Here is a 17,471-nt window from a genome sequence, read left to right on the forward strand (position 1 = left end):
AGCTCGCGTCCTCCGGCTACGCCGTCGGGGGTGCTACGCACCCTGGGCCCTCCAGACGCCTACGTTCGGCCTCCTGAGGTCGCGTTTCGCGTTGTCTGAACCTCCGCGCGCTTAGAAGCAAAAGCAAAGCGCAGAAGCAGAAGCAAAGCGCTCTGCTCAGATTATTTTGCCAATGGATCATCCCAAAAATGCCGCTCAGTCTCCTGCAGGATATCCGCACGGCTCAAACCCAAATCCTGCAGCATGGCATCGCTGATACTCGCCAACTGCCGCCGCTGCCGATACAACTCAATCCAGCGCGCTGGCCGCCGCGCCAGCTGCTGCCAAAAGTGAGTGAAGTTGATGGTGGATTGCTGCAAGCCACTAACCTGACCTTTCATCGTGAAGCCCTCCGTATCGATGGCTTCAGTCTCTGCCCAGGCTTAAGATCAATCCAACGAATGTTTCTTATGCAATGCATCTCGGAGATTGATGCAATGTCACAGTACCAAAGCCTCGACCCCGACGTGCTTCGCACCTTCGTCGCCATCGCCGAACAAGGCGGTTTCACCCGTGCCGGCGAAATCGTCAACCGCACCCAGTCGGCCGTGAGCATGCAAATGAAACGCCTGGAAGAAGACATCCTCCAGCGCCAACTCTTCGAACGCGATGGCCGCCAGGTGCGCCTGACTGCCGAAGGCCAAGTACTGCTGGGCTACGCGCGGCGCATTCTCAAATTGCATGGCGAAGTCTTCAATACCCTGCGCATGCCACACATGGTCGGCGTGGTGCGGGTTGGCACCCCCGATGACTACGCCATGCGTTATCTGCCCACCATTCTCTCAAGCTTCGCCCAGGCCTACCCTCTCGTGCAGGTCGAAGTGCACTGCGAATCTTCCAAGTACCTGATGCAACGCCAAGACCTCGACCTGACCATCGTGACCCGCGAGCCTGGCAACGAAGTCGGCCAGCTGTTACGACAGGAACGCATGGTATGGGCCGCTGCCGAAGGCTTTTGCCCACATGAACAACGGCCCATGCCCCTGGCGCTGTTCAACACCGACTGCTTCTGCCGTGCCTGGACCTGCAACGCCCTCGAAGCTCAGGGCATCGACTATCGCACCGCCTACACAAGCCCCAGCATTGCCGCAATCTTCGCTATCGTCGGCGCCGGCCTGGCGGTGACGGCGCAGTTGCAGAGCCTGATCAGCGGCAACCTGCGCATCCTTGGCGAACAGGACGGCCTGCCACAGCTACCGGTGGCCAACGTCATGCTGCTGCGCAACCGCCACAGCCAGTCTCCGATCATCGACGCCATGGCCGACTATATCGCCCAAGGCTTTCAGTGAGGGAGCAGCCAGACTGGCGTGCGAGCTACAGTTCGAAGCCCAGCATCACCGCACACACCACCAGAAATACACAGAACAGCGCCCGCAGCGCCTTCTCCGGCAGCGCGTGGGCCAGCTTCACGCCCCAGCTGATGCTCAGCAAGCCACCAATCGCCAGTGGGATGCCGATCGCCCAATCAACACTATGGTGCACGCCGTAAGTGAACAACGTCACCGCCGTACTTGGTGCAGCCAGGGCCAGCGACAGACCTTGCGCCACCACCTGCGTGGTACCGAACACACTGGTCAGAATCGGCGTGGCCACCACAGCCCCACCCACCCCGAACAACCCACCCAGGGTGCCGGCGAAGCTTCCCAGCACGCCTAGCCACGGCCAGGCATAGCGCATCTCGGCAGTGGGCGGCGAGGCCCTGAGGAACATGCGCAGCACGTTCCAGACTGCCAATGCCACCAGGAACCCGACGAAACCCAGGCGCATGGCGTGGGCGTCCAGGCCAACCGCCCAGATCGACCCCAGCCAGGCAAAGACAAAGCTGCACAACGACAGCGGCACGGCATGGCGCAAGGCAATGCGGTTGCGCTGATGGTAACGCCATAGCGCCAGCAGCACGTTAGGTACCACCATCACCAGCGCCGTCCCCTGGGCCAGCTGCTGGTCAAGACCGAACAACACACCCAGGGCTGGGATGGCTATCAGCCCGCCGCCAATGCCGAACAACCCACCCATCGTGCCCAGGCCCGCGCCCAGTACGATATACAGCAACCACTCGATCATCAGGGGTCCACCCAGCCAATTTAATTGCACGCATGCTAACCAACCACGGCTGGCAGCGAAACGCACAGCAACGCACAATGGCTATGCGCTTGACGCACAACCAGCATCTCTGCAAGGCCCGCCATGAGCCCCGACACCCTGACCGACCAACTGCGCCTGTTCCTCGATGTACTTGAAAGCGGCAGCTTCTCGGCCGCCGCGCGCCGCTATCCACTGACCCCCTCTGCGGTCGCGCGGCGGATCGACAATCTCGAAAGCGCCCTGGGCAGCCGCCTGTTCACCCGCAGCACGCATGCCGTACGGCCAACGCCGGCCGGCAAGGCGTTCGCCGAGCGTGCCCGACGTATCGTTGAAGAGCTGCGCCTGGCCCGCGCCGAGGCGGTATCACTGAGCAGTGCACCCGAAGGACTGATACGCATCGACGCTCCGGCTGCCTTCGGGCGACGCCATCTGGCGCCGGCCATCGCCGATTTCCTGGTGGCTTACCCTGGCCTGGACGTACAACTGCGCCTGATCGACAGCTTCGTCGACCTGCACGGTAGCCACCTCGGCGAGGTGGACCTGGTGTTGCGCGCAGGGCCACTCGCCGATACGCGCCTGGTCGCCACGCCGCTGGCGTACATGGTGCGCATCGCCTGCGCCAGCCCGGCCTATCTGGCCAGCCGCGGGGTGCCTGCCTGCCCCAGCGAACTGCCGCAACATGATGGCCTGGACTGGGACGGGTTGGCGCCGCCGTTCGCCTGGCGCTTTGCGCTCGAAAACGGCGTGCGGCTGTATCGTCCATCACGCATGCGCATGACTGCCAACAATGCAGAGGCCTTGTTGTTCGGGGCCCTGGCCGGCCTGGGTATCGCCCATTTGCCCACTTGGCTGATCAGCGACTACCTGCTGCGCGGTGAACTGCTAGCGCTTTTCTGCGACAACGGCCTGCCGCCCGCCGAGAGTAGCGGCATTTATGCGTTGCGCCTTGAACATGAAACGAACTCTCGCAGTCGTTTGCTGCTCGAATTTCTCAAGAGCCGCTTCAGCCCGGTGCCACCATGGGATCAGGCTTTGCGAAGTGAGCTGCGCTGGAATTGAGCGCACTAACCTTAAGCATGCTAGATTTCTCCATTGATGACATTCAAGGACCTGCATGAACGCCACTATCCACGCTTCCTGTGACGAGCTGCTGCTGGACAACCAGGTCTGCTTCGCCCTGCATTCGACCTCGTTATTGATGACCAAGGTGTACAAGCCCCTGCTCCAGGCACTGGGCCTGACCTACCCCCAGTACCTGGCGATGCTGGTGCTGTGGGAACAGGATGGCCTCACCGTGGGTGAAATCAGCCAGCATCTATTAACCGACCCAGGGTCGCTCACCCCACTGCTCAAACGCCTTGAGAGCGAAGGCCTGCTGCAGCGCAACCGCAGCCGTGAAGACGAACGTGTGGTGCTGGTGCAACTGACCGACAAAGGCCGAGCGCTGCAAGACCAGGCGAAAAAGGTCCCGCCCTGCATACTCAAGGCCAGTGGGCGCAGCCTTGAACGCCTGCAACACCTGCAGGCTGACCTGTTGGAACTGCGCGAAAGCCTGCAAAAAAACTTGTAGGGGCTACGCTGTGTGATGCTCGTTCGGACCAACGGTTGAAATTTATCTTGCGCGCAAAATAATAGCGCGCTAACTTAGATTCCGTACCCACTTGACGCCACCCGATCCCGGGGGCGCACAGCACACTAGCGAGGCTCAAGATGCAAAAGGTCACTCCGCTGTACATCGCAGAAGCCACCTCCACTGGCGGTCGCGACGGCAAATCACGCTCCAGCGATGGCAAGCTCGACGCCAGGCTGAGCACCCCGAAGGAGCTGGGCGGCGTCGGCGGCGAGGGCACCAACCCTGAGCAACTGTTCGCCGCTGGCTACTCGGCTTGCTTCATTGGCGCGCTGAAATTCGTCGCCGGTCAGGAGAAAAAAACCCTGCCCGCCGACTCGTCGATCACTGCCAAGGTCGGCATTGGCCAGATCCCGGGCGGTTTCGGTCTGGATATCGACCTGCACATCAACCTGCCCGGCCTGGCGCAGGCTGATGCCCAGAGCCTGGTCGAAAAGGCCCACCAGGTCTGCCCGTACTCCAACGCCACCCGCGGCAACGTCGATGTGCGCCTGCACGTGACCGTGTAATCACAGGTATAAAAAAACCCGGCATGTGCCGGGTTTTTTGCGTTCTGCAAGAAGCTTACTTCTTGGAACGGCCCTTGAAGCTGTTGTCGCGAGTGTCGATGTCGATCCACTCGTCGATCTGGATGAAGTCGGCAACCGAGATTTCGGTACCGTTCTTCAGCTTGGCAGGCTTCATGACCTTGCCCGAGGTGTCGCCACGTGCAGCGTTCTCGGTGTAGACGACCTGACGGCTGATGGTGGTCGGCAGTTCAACCGATACCAGACGGCCTTCGAAGAAGACCGCTTCGCAGACGTCTTCCATGCCTTCTTCGATGTACGGCAGAACGGCTTCGATGTCCTCGGCGTTCAGTTCGTACATGGTGTAGTCGGTGGTGTCCATGAAGGTGTATTCATCACCATTGATGAACGACAGGGTCGCTTCTTTGCGATCCAGGATCACGTCGTCCAGCTTATCGTCTGCACCGTAGACGGTTTCAGTCTTGTAGCCGGTCAGCAGGTTTTTCAGCTTGGTCTTCATGATCGCGCTGTTGCGACCCGATTTGGTGAACTCGGCTTTTTGAACCAGCCACGGGTCATTGTCGATCCGCAGTACGGTACCGGGTTTCAGTTCTTTACCAGTTTTCATTACGAAGTATCCGAATCTGGATGGATTTATAAAAATCGAGGCCGCATATCATAGCCAATTTCGGTAAAACTGTACCAGCGCCTTGGCAAGGTCCGGCTGAGCGGCCTGGCGGGCAGCCCAATCGCGCGCATGCCGCTGCAGTTCCGGCCAATGTTTACGGGCGCCTTGCCAGGCTTGGGCCATGTCGCGATCCATGTTCCAGGCGCGCCACAACGCCACCAAGGCGTCGCTGGCCGCGTCCGACAGGCCGTGTCGGTAAAGGCCGACGAACGCTTCGAGCTTTTCCCAGTGGGCGTTTTCATCCTGAACGTAGATGTGCCACAGCATCGGTCGCGCCGCCCACTGCGCACGCACGAAGGAATCTTCACCGCGCACGGCGTTGAAGTCACAGCTCCACAACAGCCGATCATAAGCCTCCTGGCTGACGAACGGGAGGATCTGTACCGTCAATGCACCGCGCCGATGCAGCGCCCCAGGTTGCAGTTGCCGCTCCCCCAGCCACTCACCCAGCTGCCCGACAATGCGCCCCTGAGGAACCAGCAGATGCACCGGGCTGGGCTCCTCGACCAACGCGTCGAGCCAGCTGCCGAGCTGGCTGTTTTCGTAGGCGAACAGGGAAATCAACAACGCGCCAGGCTGCGGATGGACGCTCAGACTCTGCAAAAACGCCGTGCGCGCCTGAGTCGACTGCTCGAACGCCTGGCGCTGCTGCAGCAGACTGGCCTCACGCAGCAGGCCGCCGGTTTGCTCGGTAAACCCTGGAAAGAAAAACACCTTGCGCAGGCCGTTGGCCTGGGGGGACGGCAAGCCGTGGCAGCCCTGCACCCAATCCTCGGCACTGAGGTACTCAAGGTTCAGCCACAGCACGGGTGACCGCCGGGTGCGCATGGCTTCGACATACGCCGCAGGCAATTGGCAGGCGAACGCAGCAATCACCACATCGGCAGGCTCGACCGGCTGCCATTGGCCAGGCCACGCGCGCACCTCCACGCCCTGCTGCCATTGCCGCGCGGCATCGTGTTGAGCACCTGGGCACAGTGGCACGAAGGCATTCAGGTCGTCGACCCACAGGCGCACGGCCAGCCCATGCTCGGCGACCAACTGGCGGGCCAGGCGCCAGGTCACACCGATGTCGCCGTAGTTGTCGACGACGTTGCAAAAAATGTCCCAAGTGGTTTTCATGTGGCCCTGCCTTGTCCTGGGAAAAGTCGCGGATTCTGCGGATAAATCGGCGCGGACGAAAGCATCGCACGGAAAACAGGCCGGGGCCATGCGACAATGACTACCCTGCCCGCCCTGCCAGGAGGCGTCATGATCCGCCGTCGTGAACTGAAGGTAACGCTCAAACCCCTGCAACTGATCATCTGCGTGGCGCTGGGCCTGTGGCTCGGTGCGATGGCGATTGCCCTGAGCCTGTGGCTGGCGCTGCATTTGTGGCCTGCGCAAGTCGCCCCGGTCGCCCAGGCGCTGGCACCTGCGCTGAGCCAACCAACGCCGCCCGCCGCCCCGCCCGGCGATGCCCAGGGCGAGATGTTCGAGCGCTACAAGGACATTCTGCAGCAACAGCAATCGCAGCAGGCCGCTGACGCCGCGCAAGGCAATCCGCGCCACCTCAACAATCCCAAGTGCCAGTTCTGGCTCGCGCAGAACCGCACGGCGCCGACCGACAAGAGCCAGGCCAACGTGTTGGAGTTCTGTTACTGACATGGACAAGGTGCTATTGCTCGGACGCATCGTCGCCACACTCCAAAGCGACATGCAGGTGCTGCAACGAGCAGCGCAAACCGCCTATGAGGCCGCTACAGCCGAAGAGAACATTGCCGAAAACAAGTACGACACCTTAGGCCTGGAAGCCTCCTACCTGGCCACCGGCCAAGCTCGGCGCACTGCGGAAATTCGTCAAGCGCTGCTGACTTACCAGCAACTGCTGCTTCGCGACTACGACCCGGCGCGGGGCGTGCAGGTGAGCAGTCTGGTGACCCTTGAAGATGAGCACGGTGCACGGCGCTTGTTCTTCGTAGGGCCAGAGGCGGCTGGGCTGAAGATCGATGAGGGTGCGCAGCAGGTTACCGTGATCACCCCGCGTGCCCCCTTGGGCCAACAGCTGCTGGGTAGACGGGTTGACGATGAGGTAAGCCTGGGCGCGCAGATCTTCTTTATCGTCGCCATTGCCTGAGCGCCTGATAACGGGCGACATGCTAGGATGGCGCCCCCTTTTTATCAGCCTGTTTCGCCCTTGCCGTGAGCCAAGCGTGCCCGCAGCGCACGGGTCGCTGAATAGGTTTCGTCCAAGGACACCTCGGCATGCCCCTGCTTCGCCCCCACCTGCCCCTGAGCCTGCTCAGCCTGGGCCTGGCACTGCACAGCCTGCAAGGCTGGGCAGACACCCACGTGGAGCTCGCCCCCGTGCAGGTGTCCGATATCTTGGCCAGCGACGGCTACGCGGCAAAAGAAGCCTCGGTCGGCGGCTTTGCGCCTGCAACACTGCTCGACACCCCCGCCTCGGTAAGCGTATTCAGTCAGCAGCTACTTGAAGACCGTCAGGTGCGCTTGCTCAGTGAAGTGCTGCAAAGCGATGCCTCGGTGGGCGAAAGCTACGCGCCAGTTGGCTATTACGAGAACTTCAACGTGCGCGGCTTCGAACTGAACGCTGCCAGCAGCTATCGCATCAACGGCCAGACCATCGCCGGCGAGCAGAACGTGGCGCTTGAAAACAAGCAGCAGGTCGAACTGCTCAAAGGCCTGTCCGGCCTGCAAAGCGGTGTGTCGGAGCCGGGCGGGTTGATCAACTATGTCACCAAGCGCGCCGCTGACGTACGCAGCGTGACGCTGGCGAGCAATGCCCAGGGCGAGCGCTACCTGGCCACCGACCTGGGCGGCTGGTTCGGTAGCGAACGCCAGTTTGGCCTGCGCGCGAATCTCGCCCACGAAGACATACGCTCGTATGTCGACCATGCCGATGGCACGCGCGACTTCGCGTCGCTGGCATTCGACTGGCAGCTGAGCGCGGCAGCCAGCCTGCAGCTGGACGCCGAATACCAGCACCGTGAACAACGTTCGGTGCCGGGCTATCAATTGCTGGCTGGCAGCGCGTTGCCGCATGGCATCGACCCGAGCGACCGCCTGGCGTACCAACCCTGGGCCAAGCCTGTGCAGAACGATGCGCTGAACCTTGGCGGGCGCTTTGAGTACCGCTTCGACGAGGCCTGGACCGGCACCCTGAGCGCCTCGCGCAGCAAGGTGGTGATCGACGACTACAGTGCATTCGCCTGGGGCAGCGAAAACGGCATGCAAGCGCATTTCAGCGCTGCCGGCGATCACGACATCTATGACTTTCGTAGCCCCGACGACACCCGCCGCACCGATGAAACCCAGGCCTTGCTCAACGGCCGCTTCACCGCCCTGGGTGTGCAGCATGAACTGATCCTGGGCGCCAGCGCCCAACGCCGCACCCTAGACCAGCGGCCTTATTACAACGTGCTGGTCGGCAGCGGCAACATAGACGCCGGCGCACCTTTCGCAGCGCCATCGGACGAGCCGATCGGCGCCAGTCAGAAGCGCTTGGACAGCCGCCAGTACGGCTTGTTTTTCAGCGATCGGATCACCTTCGACGAACACTGGCAGGCTGTATGGGGCGCCCGCGAAGTGCGCCTGGACGAGCGAACCTGGGACGAGACCGGCGAGCCTGGGCGACATACTCGTCAGTATCAGTTGCTGCCCAACGCGGCGCTGATGTTCAAGCCCGACCTGGACACTACGCTGTACGCCAGCTACGCCAAGGGGCTGTCCGCCGGCGCGACGGCGCCGTGGTACACCAGCAATGCCGCTGACATCCTCGCCCCGACGCTGTCGCACCAGTTGGAGCTGGGCATCAAGCGTGACTGGCAGGGCCTGAGCTTCAACGCCGCGTTGTTCCAGATCCGCCAAGAGTATCAATACGCGCGTCCCGATGGCGCAGGCAGCTTCACCTATGTGCAGCAGGGCCAACAAAAGAACCTCGGGCTGGAGCTGGGCGCCACCGGCTGGTTGACGCCCGACCTGCAGATCCACGCCAGCGCCGCGGCGATACGTGCTCGGGTGCAAAACAGCGGCACCGACGCTTACGAAGGCCATCAGGCCATTAATGTGCCGCGGCTCAGGGCGGCATTGCATGCCGACTATGCCCTGCCGCTACCGGGGCTGGCGCTGCTCGCTAGCGCACGCTACAGCGCCAGCAAGTACGCCAGCCAGGCCGGCACTGTGCAGGTGGGCGGTTATACGGTGTTCGACCTGGGCAGCCGCTACACCACGCAGGTAGGTGGCTACCAAACGGTGCTGCGGCTGACCGTCGACAATGTTTTCGACAAACGCTACTGGCGCGACGTAGGCGATTACCTGGGAGACAACTACTTGTTCCAAGGCGCACCGCGTACGGCGCGCCTGTCGGCGTCGGTGAGTTTCTAGCGAGCGCATAAGCCCTGGCGCCAGCGCGCAAAGCGGCATCGGCCGTGCGCTGGCGACATGGACAGGCTGCGCTGAAAGCAAAAAGCCCCCGAGCTTTTCAGCGCGGGGGCTTTCGCAGAATGTGGCGGTGAAGAAGGGATTTGAACCCTTGATACGATTTCTCGTATACACACTTTCCAGGCGTGCTCCTTCGACCACTCGGACACTTCACCGTTTCTCTTCAAGGCATTCACCCTGTCGAGGCGCGCTAATTTAGTGGAAGGGCTTTTCTTTGGCAAGCATTTTTTTTAGTTTTTTCATGTATTTAAGCCATCCTGACGAAATGTGACGATGGCCAAGGCAATGCTGCCATTCTCGCCAGCGCTTTTACCCAGGCAGCCGCCCTGCCCTAGACCTGGCGCAGCATAGCGCCGGCCGGCTGACCGAGTAGTCAGTCTTGCTGCTTTACCTGGCCGGCCGTGCTGGGTAACGTCAGCGCCACGCCACCCAAAGGATTTTGCCATGAGCGACTTGATCTCCTACCACGCCGAAGACGGCATCGCCACGCTGACCTTGAACAACGGCAAGGTCAATGCCATCTCGCCCGATGTCATCAGCGCCTTCAACGCCGCCCTGGATCGCGCCACTCAAGAGCGCGCGGTGGTCGTCATCACTGGCCAGCCCGGCATCCTTTCCGGTGGCTACGACCTGAAAGTCATGACCTCTGGCCCGAAGGAAGCAGTCGCCCTGGTGACCGCCGGCTCGACCCTGGCCCGCCGTCTGCTTGCGCATCCCTTCCCGGTGGTCATTGCCTGCCCAGGCCACGCCGTGGCCAAAGGGGCCTTCCTGCTGCTGTCGGCCGATTACCGTATCGGCGTCGAAGGGCCATACAAGATCGGCCTGAACGAGGTGCAGATCGGCATGACCATGCACCACGCCGGTATTGAGCTGGCCCGTGACCGCCTGCGCCGTTCGGCCTTCCAGCGCTCGGTGATCAACGCCGAGATGTTCGAGCCCAAAGAAGCGCTCAAGGCCGGCTTCCTCGACAAAGTGGTGCCCGCCGAGCAACTGCTCGACGCTGCCCACGACATCGCCCACGAACTCAAGAAGCTGAACATGCAAGCGCACAAGAACACCAAACTCAAGGTGCGCAAGGCGCTGCTCGATGCACTGGACGAGGCCATCGCGCTCGATCAGGGCTACATGGGCTGACCCGGCCACGCCGCCATGACGGCTCACGCCAAGGTTTGCCCCAACCAGTGCACAGCCGTACACTGGCCGGCGACTGTCTGGTGTGAGTCGTACCATGCTTTATGTGCTTCGTATGTTTCTGCTGGGTCTGCACTTCATCCTGGTCGGATTGGTGGGCCTGGTGATCGGCCTGTTGCGCCCGTTCAACCCTGACAACAGCCGCGTGTTCGCGCGCCTGTACAGCGTGCCGGCTACCTGGCTGATGCGTATCAAGGTCAAGGCACAGGTCGGCCCACTGTGGGATCAGCCGCCCGGCTGTGTGATCGTCGCCAACCATCAATCGAATTTCGATCTTTTCATTCTTGGCCATGTGGTACCGCCGCGCACGGTGGCCATCGGCAAGAAGAGCCTGGGCTGGATCCCGCTGTTCGGGCAGCTGTTCTGGCTGGGCGGCAACGTGCTGATCGATCGCAAGAATGCCTACCAGGCGCGCAAGGCCCTGCAAACCACCACGCGCACCCTGCGCAACGACACCTCGATCTGGATCTTTCCCGAGGGCACGCGCAACCCGGGCGAGCAACTGCTGGCCTTCAAGAAAGGCGCGTTCCACATGGCCATTGAAGCCGGCGTGCCGATCGTGCCGGTATGTGTCAGCCGCTATGCCCGACGCATGAGCCTGAACAGCTGGCGACGGCGCACCGTGATCGTCCGCTCGCTGCCGCCGATCGCTACCCAAGGGCTCAGCCAACAGGACCTGCCGGCCTTGATCGAGCAGTGCCGCGCGCAAATGCAACAGTGCATCGACCGCATGGAAAACGAACTGCAGCAGCGCTAGGTTGCTCTGCTGGCCGCTTCGGCCCAAGCTGTACAGCGAGTACAACCGAACAAGTGGATAACCATGGGTCGAGTCGTGGCATCGGCGGTGTACGCCGCAGGCAGGAAAGTGACCAACATCAGCATCGACGAGGGCCGTGAATGGGCGTGCAAGCCCGGCCATTTCGTGTGGATCGGCCTGGAGGAACCCAACGCCGAGGAGCTGGCCACCCTGCAGTGTCAGTTCAATCTGCATGAGCTGGCCATCGAGGATGCCCTGGAAAAACACAGCCGGCCCAAACTCGAGACATTCGGCGACGCGCTGTTCATCGTCACCTATTCTCCGGTGCGCCTCGAGGGCAAGCTGGAGTTCATCGAAACCCATATCTTCGCCGGCAACGGCTACGTCATCACCTGCCGCAACGGCCACTCCAAGTCCTATGCGCTGGTGCGCCAACGCTGCGAGGCGCGGCCGCTGCTGCTCGAACATGGCGAAGATTTCGTGCTGTATGCCCTGCTCGATTTCGTCACCGAGAACTACCAGCCGGTCAGCGAAGCGATCCACAGCGAAATCGAAGCGCTCGAACAGAGCGTGCTGAGCAACTCGCTGCAAGAGGCAGACATCCAGCGCCTGCACAGCCTGCGCCGGGACATTCTGCGCCTGCGTCGCTACGTGGCGCCGATGGTGGAGGTAAGTGAGGAGCTGCAGCGCCTGAGCTTTCCGTTCATCGACAAGAACATGCGCCCGTACTTTCGCGATGTGCAGATCCACGTCACACGGCAGATGGAAGACTTGTCCGGCATTCGCGACATCGCCAGCCAGACCATCGAAATCGGCATGCTGCTGGAAGCTTCGCGGCAGAGCATCGTGCAACGCAAGTTCGCCGCCTGGGCGGCGATCCTGGCGTTTCCCACGGCAATTGCCGGTATCTACGGGATGAACTTCCAGAACATGCCCGAGCTTGGCTGGCACTACGGCTACTATGCCGTGCTCGGGGTGATCGGCTTGGGCTGCGCTGGCTTGTACGCCAGCTTCAAGAAGTCTGGCTGGCTCTAGCAGCCCTTGCGCAATCAGGCGGCGCTGTCGCGAGCCTTGCTTGGCTGCTGGATGAAACGCAGCATCCATTCGCCGACTAGGTCGCCCTGGTGCTCGGTGGCAAGGCTGGCAATGGCTTTCTGGTAGACCTCATCGCCCAGGTACTGCTGGCGCGCATCGAGCAGTGCCCGTGAGTAGTCGTTGACGAATTCCGGGTGCCCCTGGAAGCACAGCACCTGATCGGCGATGTAGTACGCAGCGTTGGGGCAGAACTCGCTCGACGCTATCACGGTAGCGCCGGCAGGCACCTCGGTCACCTGGTCCTGGTGGCTGATCAGCAAGGTCAGCTCGCCTACCTCGGGGTCCATCCAGGGTGCATGTGCGGTAAGGGTGTAGCGGTGGGTGCCCACGCCCCAGCCCTGCTCGGCACGCTCGGCCTTGCCACCGAGGGTCAAGGCCAGCAACTGGTGACCGAAGCACACGCCCAGCAGTTTTTCGCCACGCTGATAGAGCTTGAGCAGATACGCCTTGAGGGTCTGGATCCAGGGGTCGTCACCGAACGAATCAGCCTTGCTGCCAGTCACAAGATAGGCGTCGAAGCGCTCGCCCTCGGGCGGGTAAACGCCATTCATGACGTTGAATACACGGAACTCGGCTGCGATCGGCTGACGCGCGAAGAGCTGCTCGAACATCCTGCCGTAGCCCTGGTACTGCGCGGTCAACTCCGGTCGCAGGACATCGGTCTCAAGGATGCAGATGCGTAACGACATAGGGATAGTCCTGAACGACGTGAGTGGAAATCAGCTATAGAGCCTGACGCGAAAGACACGTACAAGCAAGTAGGGTGCACTGACGAACGGTCACATTTTGCCTGGGTTGGTTCAGCGGCACGCCAGGCGTCTAGGCAGAGCATGTGAGCATGGCGCCAACGGGCTTAATAACCCATCGCAATTGATATTTAGGTTTTTAGTACAAAGCGTTCTCGACCCAGGAAGACGCTGGCCGCTTGAGTGGTTTATATCCACATACATGAGGCAAGCAGACCCGACAAGGAAGCCACCGGGTATTCAGGAATAACAACAAAAAGGCGGTCCGCCATGTTCAGACAATCGAAAATTCGCCAAGCCGGGCTGATTCTCTTCGCAACCACGTTGCTGTTGATTCTGCCCAACCTCACACGCCTGTTCGGCTGACGCTCCTGGCCACGCTTGGGTTAACCTGCGCATTTTCATGTGCGGAGAATGCCCCATGCGTCGATGCATCGCCCTGATGGCGCTGCTGCTGAGCCAATCACCGTTGGCGGCGCAGTTGAACCTGGAACTGGGTAACGGCGCCCGGCAGTGGTCCAGTCAAGCGTTGCTCGAGCATCCTCAGGCCCGCGACATCGCCATCGCGCACGATGTGTCGTACAAACGCAGCATGCACTACCGCGCCGTGCCCGTCTCGGCGCTGCTGCAAGGGGTGCAGCCGAGCGACCATTTGCAGGGGGTGGCCCTGGACGGCTTCGCGGCAGAAATGCCGGCGGGGCCATTGCTGCAGAATGGGCCTGCGCGCGCATGGCTTGCCGTGGAAGACCCGGCCAAGCCGTGGCCGGCATTGGCCAAGGGCAAACCTAGCGCCGGGCCCTTCTACCTGGTATGGACCGATCCGCAGGCAAGCGGCATCCGACCAGAGCAGTGGCCGTTTCAGATCAGCACTATCCGCCGCCTGGCACCGGTCGAGCAGCGCTTTCCAGCGCTGTTGCCCGATCCGCAGCTACCTGCTGAGAGCCCGGTGCGCCAGGGCTTTGCCCTGTTCCAGCAAAATTGTCTGGTGTGCCATCGATTGAATGGCGCAGGGGATGCGCAGTTCGGCCCGGACCTGAACGTGCCGCACAACCCTACTGAGTACTTTCAGCCGCAGTACTTGCGCCAATACATCCGCGACCCGCAAAGCCTGCGCCATTGGCCGCAGGCGCGTATGCCAGGGTTTGCCGAAGCGGTATTGAGCGATGAGCAACTGGACGCCTTGCTGGGCTACCTGAGCCATATGGCAGGCCTTAGACCGGCAAAAAAATGAGGGCTGCCAAGCAGCCCCCTTTGCGCATCCTGCACCCAAGCAGCAGTGCAGGCCTGTGAATGGCCTAGGCCATTATGCGCTCCTGTTTGACGCCCCAGCCTTCGACCTCACCGCCATGGGGCGAAACCACTTGCTCGAAGGCTTCCTCGAAGTCGCCGATGCCGCCGTAGGTAGCGAACATCACCTTGCTCAACTCCAGGTGCCAGGCGCCATCGTCCATTTCGTGGACCTGCGCATTGAGCGATTCGCCCACGAACTCCCCGGCAGCCCGCCTGGCGGCGGCTTCGTCTGGAAATACCGCATAGAACTCGATGGGGTGGATGCGGGTGAAGTCAAAACCACCCGCTTTCATCTGGCGCAGCACATTGCTGCTGATATCGTCGCTTTGGCTGCTCATGAATCGTCCTCCCGAATAAAACAATGGATAGACTTTCCGTGCACTACGCACCTGCCAGTACCCCTGGCAGTCCGAGCTGATGCAAGACGCGAACAAAGACAGCGCAGGCTGGCAGACAAGGCCCGCGCCTTACAAGCGTAGCGCCTGCGATGGGGCTACGCCAAGGGGTGTGTCAGGGCGCCTCCTGAATGGTCGTGATGGTCACGCCGCTGTGCTCCTTGAGCCAACGCGCCGTGGGCGAAACCGTGCGGTCCTGAAAGTCGTTGAGATCCAGCTCGTCCATTACCGGAAACAGATGAGTTCGTATTGCCCGCGCAGCGTCTTCCTCGCTGGGGCAGTGCTCCGCATGCAAAAGCAACGACGTTGGCACGCCTTTCGGATCAGCAAAGATGACTTCCCACTCTTTCATCGAACGCGCCCTCTCGATCAAGGAACAACAGGTATGTAGTGCCTGTTAAAGCTGACCTTGGCCCTCGGCGATTGTTCATTAAGTCAAAGGGCCGCAGTGCGGCCCTTCGTCGTTCTTCATTTAGGCATGCCGTGCACTACACCGGCAGTGTTGTCGAGCAGGCTCTTGGTCGCGGTCTGAATGAACGCCTCGAGCTGCTGCAGCATCTGTGGCTGCTCTGGGCTTTCGATGAGTTCGGCCTTGAACTCGCGGCCCAGTTGGTAGCGATACAGACGCGGACTCATGTCCTTGGACTCGATGAGCAACTGATCACCCTTGACCAGGCCGACGATCTGCTCGCTGCCAGACGGCTTGATCATGCCCACGCCCTGATCGCCTTGCGGCAGGTTGAGCAGGTCGCGGCCCCAGCACTGATGGCGGGCTTGGCCACCCAGACGGCCCATGATGGTCGGCACGATATCGACCTGGGTGCCCACGGTGTGGTTGATGGCACCGAATTTTTCCTGAATACCGGGGGCGATCAGCAGCAGCGGCACGTTGAAGCGGCCCAGGTCCAGTTCGGTGACTTGCTGGTGGTTGCCAAAGCCGTGGTCACCGACGATGACGAACAAGGTGTCCTTGAAATAGGGCTCCTTGCGCGCCTTCTCGAAGAACTGCCCCAAGGCCCAGTCGGAATAGCGCATGGCCGTCAGGTGTTCATCGAGGCGGCCCTGGCCGGTGACTTTCTCCACCGGCAGGTCAGCCGGCAGGGCGTAAGGAGTGTGGTTCGACAAGGTCTGCAACAGCGCGTAGATCGGCTTCTTGCCATCGTGCTTGGCGAGTTCTTCGTTACCGCGGTCGAACATGTCCTGGTCGGACACGCCCCAGGTCGGGTCGGAGAACACCGGATTGACGAAGTCGTTACGACCGATGAAGGTGGTCATGCCCTGGTTGCCGAAGAAACCAGACTGGTTGTCCCAGGCGAAGTCGCCGTTATAGACATACACATCGTCATAGTCGCGCGCACCGAGCAGTGCCGGCAGGCCAGACAGCTTGTGGCCGCCCTCTGGGGTCTGCATCAGGTACTCGAAGCCGGGCAGGTTGGGGAAGCAGGCCATGGTGGCGAACATACCCTGATGGGTATGGGTGCCATTGGAGAAGAAGCGGTCGAACAGCAGCCCTTCCTTGGCCAGTTTGTCGAAGTACGGGGTGATGTTGTTCGGGCTGCCCAACGCACCCACCGAGTGGCCGGCGAAGCTTTCCATGAGGATGACTACAACGTTCTTGATCGGCAGCGTCCGCTCGGCTGGCGGCAGGAAGTCGCGGCGCACGGCGGCTTCATCGGCATCGACCAAGGTATCGTGGGCGGTCAACAGCTGCTTGCGCACGGTATCGGTGGCCAGCGCCTGCTCCAGTACCGGCTTCCAGATGTTGGCGCGGTCTTCACCGAAGCGGCTCTTGGCGGCGTCGATCAGCGTGAGGGTGCCATTCAGGCCCAGCTGGTTGACGAAGTTGGAGTCGGTGGTGAAGGCATCGCCCCAGCGCATGGGCGGGCCTTGACGCAAGGTGCCACGGGCGGCGACCACGGCCACCAGCAGGATCACCATGAACACCGCCAGGCGGTTGTACCATGGCGCCACCGGGCGCTGGCCAATGCTGCGGGTGGCGCGGTCGATACCCTTGAACAGCAGGCTCAGCAACCAGGTGCCGAAGGCCCATGCCAACAGGTAGCGCACCACCGGGAAGCCATACCAGAGCATGCTCAGCACGGTCTTCGGGTCTTCCTTGATGTACTGGAACACCAGGCCGTTCAGGCGCTGGTGAAATTCACGGTAGAAGTCCATCTCCATCAGGCCGAGGAACATCACCACGCTGGAAGTAAGCGTCAGCCAGAAGCGGAACAGGCCGCGCCGCGCCATCAGCCAGGGGCTGAGGATGGCCAGCAGCAAGGGAATGCTCAGGTACACCACCACCCGCAGGTCGAAACGCAGGCCGTTGAGCAAGCCCTCGGCAACCGTCGAATAGGGGGTCTCGCCGATCATGTCGCTGTTGTAGGCCAGCAGCGCGAGGCGCACCAGGCTCAGCATCAACATGATCACCAGGGCGCAAAGCAGCGTGTAGGCCAGGTGCGATTTCAAGGTCGGCGTGAAAGCTCGCGCGCCCTGTTGCTTCAAGGCATCCGTGTTAGCCATGAAAGAGGAAGTCCTAGGATTGCGGGTTGCTAAGAGGGCGCCGGGCGTTACCCAGCGCAGCATTGTGCGGGTGCGGATTCTCTTTA

Annotated in this window: 19 protein-coding genes and 1 tRNA gene; 11 read left to right on the forward strand and 9 right to left on the reverse strand. The window is 61.6% G+C overall.

The features are described from left to right. Positions 1-161 precede the first annotated feature (161 nt). Complete coding sequence (locus tag FS665_RS19140; RefSeq protein WP_145191994.1) at positions 162-380, reverse strand: DUF1127 domain-containing protein; 219 nt, start codon at positions 378-380, stop codon at positions 162-164. 96 nt (positions 381-476) lie between these two features. On the opposite strand from FS665_RS19140, the gene FS665_RS19145 reads away from it, so the two are divergent. Next, the gene (locus FS665_RS19145) at positions 477-1,328 is read left to right on the forward strand and encodes a LysR substrate-binding domain-containing protein (protein WP_145191997.1); all 852 of its coding nucleotides are present in this window, start codon (positions 477-479) and stop codon (positions 1,326-1,328) included. 25 nt (positions 1,329-1,353) lie between these two features. Here FS665_RS19145 and FS665_RS19150 read toward each other — a convergent pair whose 3' ends face one another. After that, positions 1,354-2,103 (reverse strand): sulfite exporter TauE/SafE family protein, encoded by a 750-nt coding sequence (locus FS665_RS19150; protein ID WP_145192001.1) that lies wholly within the window; start codon positions 2,101-2,103, stop codon positions 1,354-1,356. A 123-nt stretch (positions 2,104-2,226) separates the two neighbouring features. Here FS665_RS19150 and FS665_RS19155 point away from each other — a divergent pair, with 123 nt between their 5' ends. The 3 genes from FS665_RS19155 (at position 2,227) to FS665_RS19165 (ending at position 4,263) form a co-directional block, all read left to right on the forward strand. After that, positions 2,227-3,183, forward strand: coding sequence for a LysR family transcriptional regulator (locus FS665_RS19155; protein WP_145192004.1), 957 nt, complete (start codon positions 2,227-2,229; stop codon positions 3,181-3,183). 55 nt (positions 3,184-3,238) lie between these two features. Next, positions 3,239-3,694, forward strand: a complete 456-nt coding sequence (locus FS665_RS19160; protein WP_145192007.1) for a MarR family winged helix-turn-helix transcriptional regulator — start codon at positions 3,239-3,241, stop codon at positions 3,692-3,694. A gap of 140 nt (positions 3,695-3,834) precedes the next feature. After that, complete coding sequence (locus FS665_RS19165; protein ID WP_145192010.1) at positions 3,835-4,263, forward strand: organic hydroperoxide resistance protein; 429 nt, start codon at positions 3,835-3,837, stop codon at positions 4,261-4,263. A 55-nt stretch (positions 4,264-4,318) separates the two neighbouring features. Here FS665_RS19165 and efp read toward each other — a convergent pair whose 3' ends face one another. Beyond that, positions 4,319-4,888 carry an elongation factor P gene (gene efp / locus FS665_RS19170; protein WP_013971530.1) on the reverse strand — a complete coding sequence of 190 codons (570 nt, stop codon included), beginning with the start codon at positions 4,886-4,888 and terminating at the stop codon, positions 4,319-4,321. 48 nt (positions 4,889-4,936) lie between these two features. After that, positions 4,937-6,070 (reverse strand): elongation factor P maturation arginine rhamnosyltransferase EarP, encoded by a 1,134-nt coding sequence (earP, locus tag FS665_RS19175; protein ID WP_145192013.1) that lies wholly within the window; start codon positions 6,068-6,070, stop codon positions 4,937-4,939. Between the two features lie 129 nt (positions 6,071-6,199). Here earP and FS665_RS19180 point away from each other — a divergent pair, with 129 nt between their 5' ends. From FS665_RS19180 to FS665_RS19190, 3 genes are all read left to right on the forward strand, one after another. Beyond that, on the forward strand, positions 6,200-6,592 hold the full coding sequence (locus tag FS665_RS19180; RefSeq protein WP_145192016.1) for a hypothetical protein: 393 nt from the start codon (positions 6,200-6,202) through the stop codon (positions 6,590-6,592). Position 6,593: 1 nt separating this feature from the next. Beyond that, a complete protein-coding gene (locus FS665_RS19185) occupies positions 6,594-7,064 on the forward strand; it encodes a GreA/GreB family elongation factor (protein ID WP_145192019.1) in 471 nt (156 codons plus the stop codon). Positions 7,065-7,192: 128 nt separating this feature from the next. Then, positions 7,193-9,331: a TonB-dependent siderophore receptor gene (locus tag FS665_RS19190; protein WP_145192023.1), complete on the forward strand. Its 2,139-nt coding sequence runs from the start codon at positions 7,193-7,195 to the stop codon at positions 9,329-9,331. 122 nt (positions 9,332-9,453) lie between these two features. Here FS665_RS19190 and FS665_RS19195 read toward each other — a convergent pair. Beyond that, positions 9,454-9,543 (reverse strand) — tRNA-Ser (locus tag FS665_RS19195). A 289-nt stretch (positions 9,544-9,832) separates the two neighbouring features. Here FS665_RS19195 and FS665_RS19200 point away from each other — a divergent pair. The 3 genes from FS665_RS19200 to FS665_RS19210 all read left to right on the forward strand — a co-directional run bounded on the left by FS665_RS19200 (position 9,833) and on the right by FS665_RS19210 (position 12,371). Further along, on the forward strand, positions 9,833-10,522 hold the full coding sequence (locus tag FS665_RS19200; protein ID WP_145192025.1) for a crotonase/enoyl-CoA hydratase family protein: 690 nt from the start codon (positions 9,833-9,835) through the stop codon (positions 10,520-10,522). A 94-nt stretch (positions 10,523-10,616) separates the two neighbouring features. Then, positions 10,617-11,336 (forward strand): 1-acyl-sn-glycerol-3-phosphate acyltransferase, encoded by a 720-nt coding sequence (locus FS665_RS19205; protein ID WP_145192028.1) that lies wholly within the window; start codon positions 10,617-10,619, stop codon positions 11,334-11,336. Between the two features lie 63 nt (positions 11,337-11,399). Continuing rightward, a complete protein-coding gene (locus tag FS665_RS19210; protein WP_145192031.1) occupies positions 11,400-12,371 on the forward strand; it encodes a magnesium and cobalt transport protein CorA in 972 nt (323 codons plus the stop codon). 14 nt (positions 12,372-12,385) lie between these two features. Here FS665_RS19210 and FS665_RS19215 read toward each other — a convergent pair whose 3' ends face one another. Next, on the reverse strand, positions 12,386-13,120 hold the full coding sequence (locus tag FS665_RS19215) for an amidotransferase (RefSeq protein WP_145192034.1): 735 nt from the start codon (positions 13,118-13,120) through the stop codon (positions 12,386-12,388). 478 nt (positions 13,121-13,598) lie between these two features. On the opposite strand from FS665_RS19215, the gene FS665_RS19220 reads away from it, so the two are divergent. After that, the gene (locus FS665_RS19220) at positions 13,599-14,408 is read left to right on the forward strand and encodes a cytochrome c (RefSeq protein ID WP_145192037.1); all 810 of its coding nucleotides are present in this window, start codon (positions 13,599-13,601) and stop codon (positions 14,406-14,408) included. Between the two features lie 64 nt (positions 14,409-14,472). Here FS665_RS19220 and FS665_RS19225 read toward each other — a convergent pair whose 3' ends face one another. The 3 genes from FS665_RS19225 to FS665_RS19235 form a co-directional block, all read right to left on the reverse strand. Continuing rightward, entirely contained in the window at positions 14,473-14,805 is a 333-nt protein-coding gene (locus FS665_RS19225; RefSeq protein WP_145192039.1) for a ribonuclease E inhibitor RraB, read from the reverse strand. Between the two features lie 172 nt (positions 14,806-14,977). Further along, positions 14,978-15,214 carry a hypothetical protein gene (locus FS665_RS19230; protein WP_145192042.1) on the reverse strand — a complete coding sequence of 79 codons (237 nt, stop codon included), beginning with the start codon at positions 15,212-15,214 and terminating at the stop codon, positions 14,978-14,980. A gap of 116 nt (positions 15,215-15,330) precedes the next feature. Beyond that, a complete protein-coding gene (locus tag FS665_RS19235; protein ID WP_145192045.1) occupies positions 15,331-17,385 on the reverse strand; it encodes an LTA synthase family protein in 2,055 nt (684 codons plus the stop codon). Positions 17,386-17,471: the final 86 nt, after the last annotated feature.

This window comes from Pseudomonas sp. URMO17WK12:I11, assembly GCF_007677725.1.
Taxonomy (GTDB): domain Bacteria; phylum Pseudomonadota; class Gammaproteobacteria; order Pseudomonadales; family Pseudomonadaceae; genus Aquipseudomonas.

Coding starts and splice junctions, on each gene's coding strand:
- FS665_RS19185 (WP_145192019.1), top strand. CDS start 6,594: ATGGACAAGGTGCTATTGCTCGGACGCATCGTCGCCACACTCCAAAGC.
- FS665_RS19140 (WP_145191994.1), bottom strand. CDS start 380: ATGAAAGGTCAGGTTAGTGGCTTGCAGCAATCCACCATCAACTTCACT.
- FS665_RS19145 (WP_145191997.1), top strand. CDS start 477: ATGTCACAGTACCAAAGCCTCGACCCCGACGTGCTTCGCACCTTCGTC.
- FS665_RS19200 (WP_145192025.1), top strand. CDS start 9,833: ATGAGCGACTTGATCTCCTACCACGCCGAAGACGGCATCGCCACGCTG.
- FS665_RS19180 (WP_145192016.1), top strand. CDS start 6,200: ATGATCCGCCGTCGTGAACTGAAGGTAACGCTCAAACCCCTGCAACTG.
- earP (WP_145192013.1), bottom strand. CDS start 6,070: ATGAAAACCACTTGGGACATTTTTTGCAACGTCGTCGACAACTACGGC.
- efp (WP_013971530.1), bottom strand. CDS start 4,888: ATGAAAACTGGTAAAGAACTGAAACCCGGTACCGTACTGCGGATCGAC.
- FS665_RS19190 (WP_145192023.1), top strand. CDS start 7,193: ATGCCCCTGCTTCGCCCCCACCTGCCCCTGAGCCTGCTCAGCCTGGGC.
- FS665_RS19230 (WP_145192042.1), bottom strand. CDS start 15,214: ATGAAAGAGTGGGAAGTCATCTTTGCTGATCCGAAAGGCGTGCCAACG.
- FS665_RS19150 (WP_145192001.1), bottom strand. CDS start 2,103: ATGATCGAGTGGTTGCTGTATATCGTACTGGGCGCGGGCCTGGGCACG.
- FS665_RS19215 (WP_145192034.1), bottom strand. CDS start 13,120: ATGTCGTTACGCATCTGCATCCTTGAGACCGATGTCCTGCGACCGGAG.
- FS665_RS19220 (WP_145192037.1), top strand. CDS start 13,599: ATGCGTCGATGCATCGCCCTGATGGCGCTGCTGCTGAGCCAATCACCG.
- FS665_RS19210 (WP_145192031.1), top strand. CDS start 11,400: ATGGGTCGAGTCGTGGCATCGGCGGTGTACGCCGCAGGCAGGAAAGTG.
- FS665_RS19155 (WP_145192004.1), top strand. CDS start 2,227: ATGAGCCCCGACACCCTGACCGACCAACTGCGCCTGTTCCTCGATGTA.
- FS665_RS19165 (WP_145192010.1), top strand. CDS start 3,835: ATGCAAAAGGTCACTCCGCTGTACATCGCAGAAGCCACCTCCACTGGC.
- FS665_RS19235 (WP_145192045.1), bottom strand. CDS start 17,385: ATGGCTAACACGGATGCCTTGAAGCAACAGGGCGCGCGAGCTTTCACG.
- FS665_RS19205 (WP_145192028.1), top strand. CDS start 10,617: ATGCTTTATGTGCTTCGTATGTTTCTGCTGGGTCTGCACTTCATCCTG.
- FS665_RS19160 (WP_145192007.1), top strand. CDS start 3,239: ATGAACGCCACTATCCACGCTTCCTGTGACGAGCTGCTGCTGGACAAC.
- FS665_RS19225 (WP_145192039.1), bottom strand. CDS start 14,805: ATGAGCAGCCAAAGCGACGATATCAGCAGCAATGTGCTGCGCCAGATG.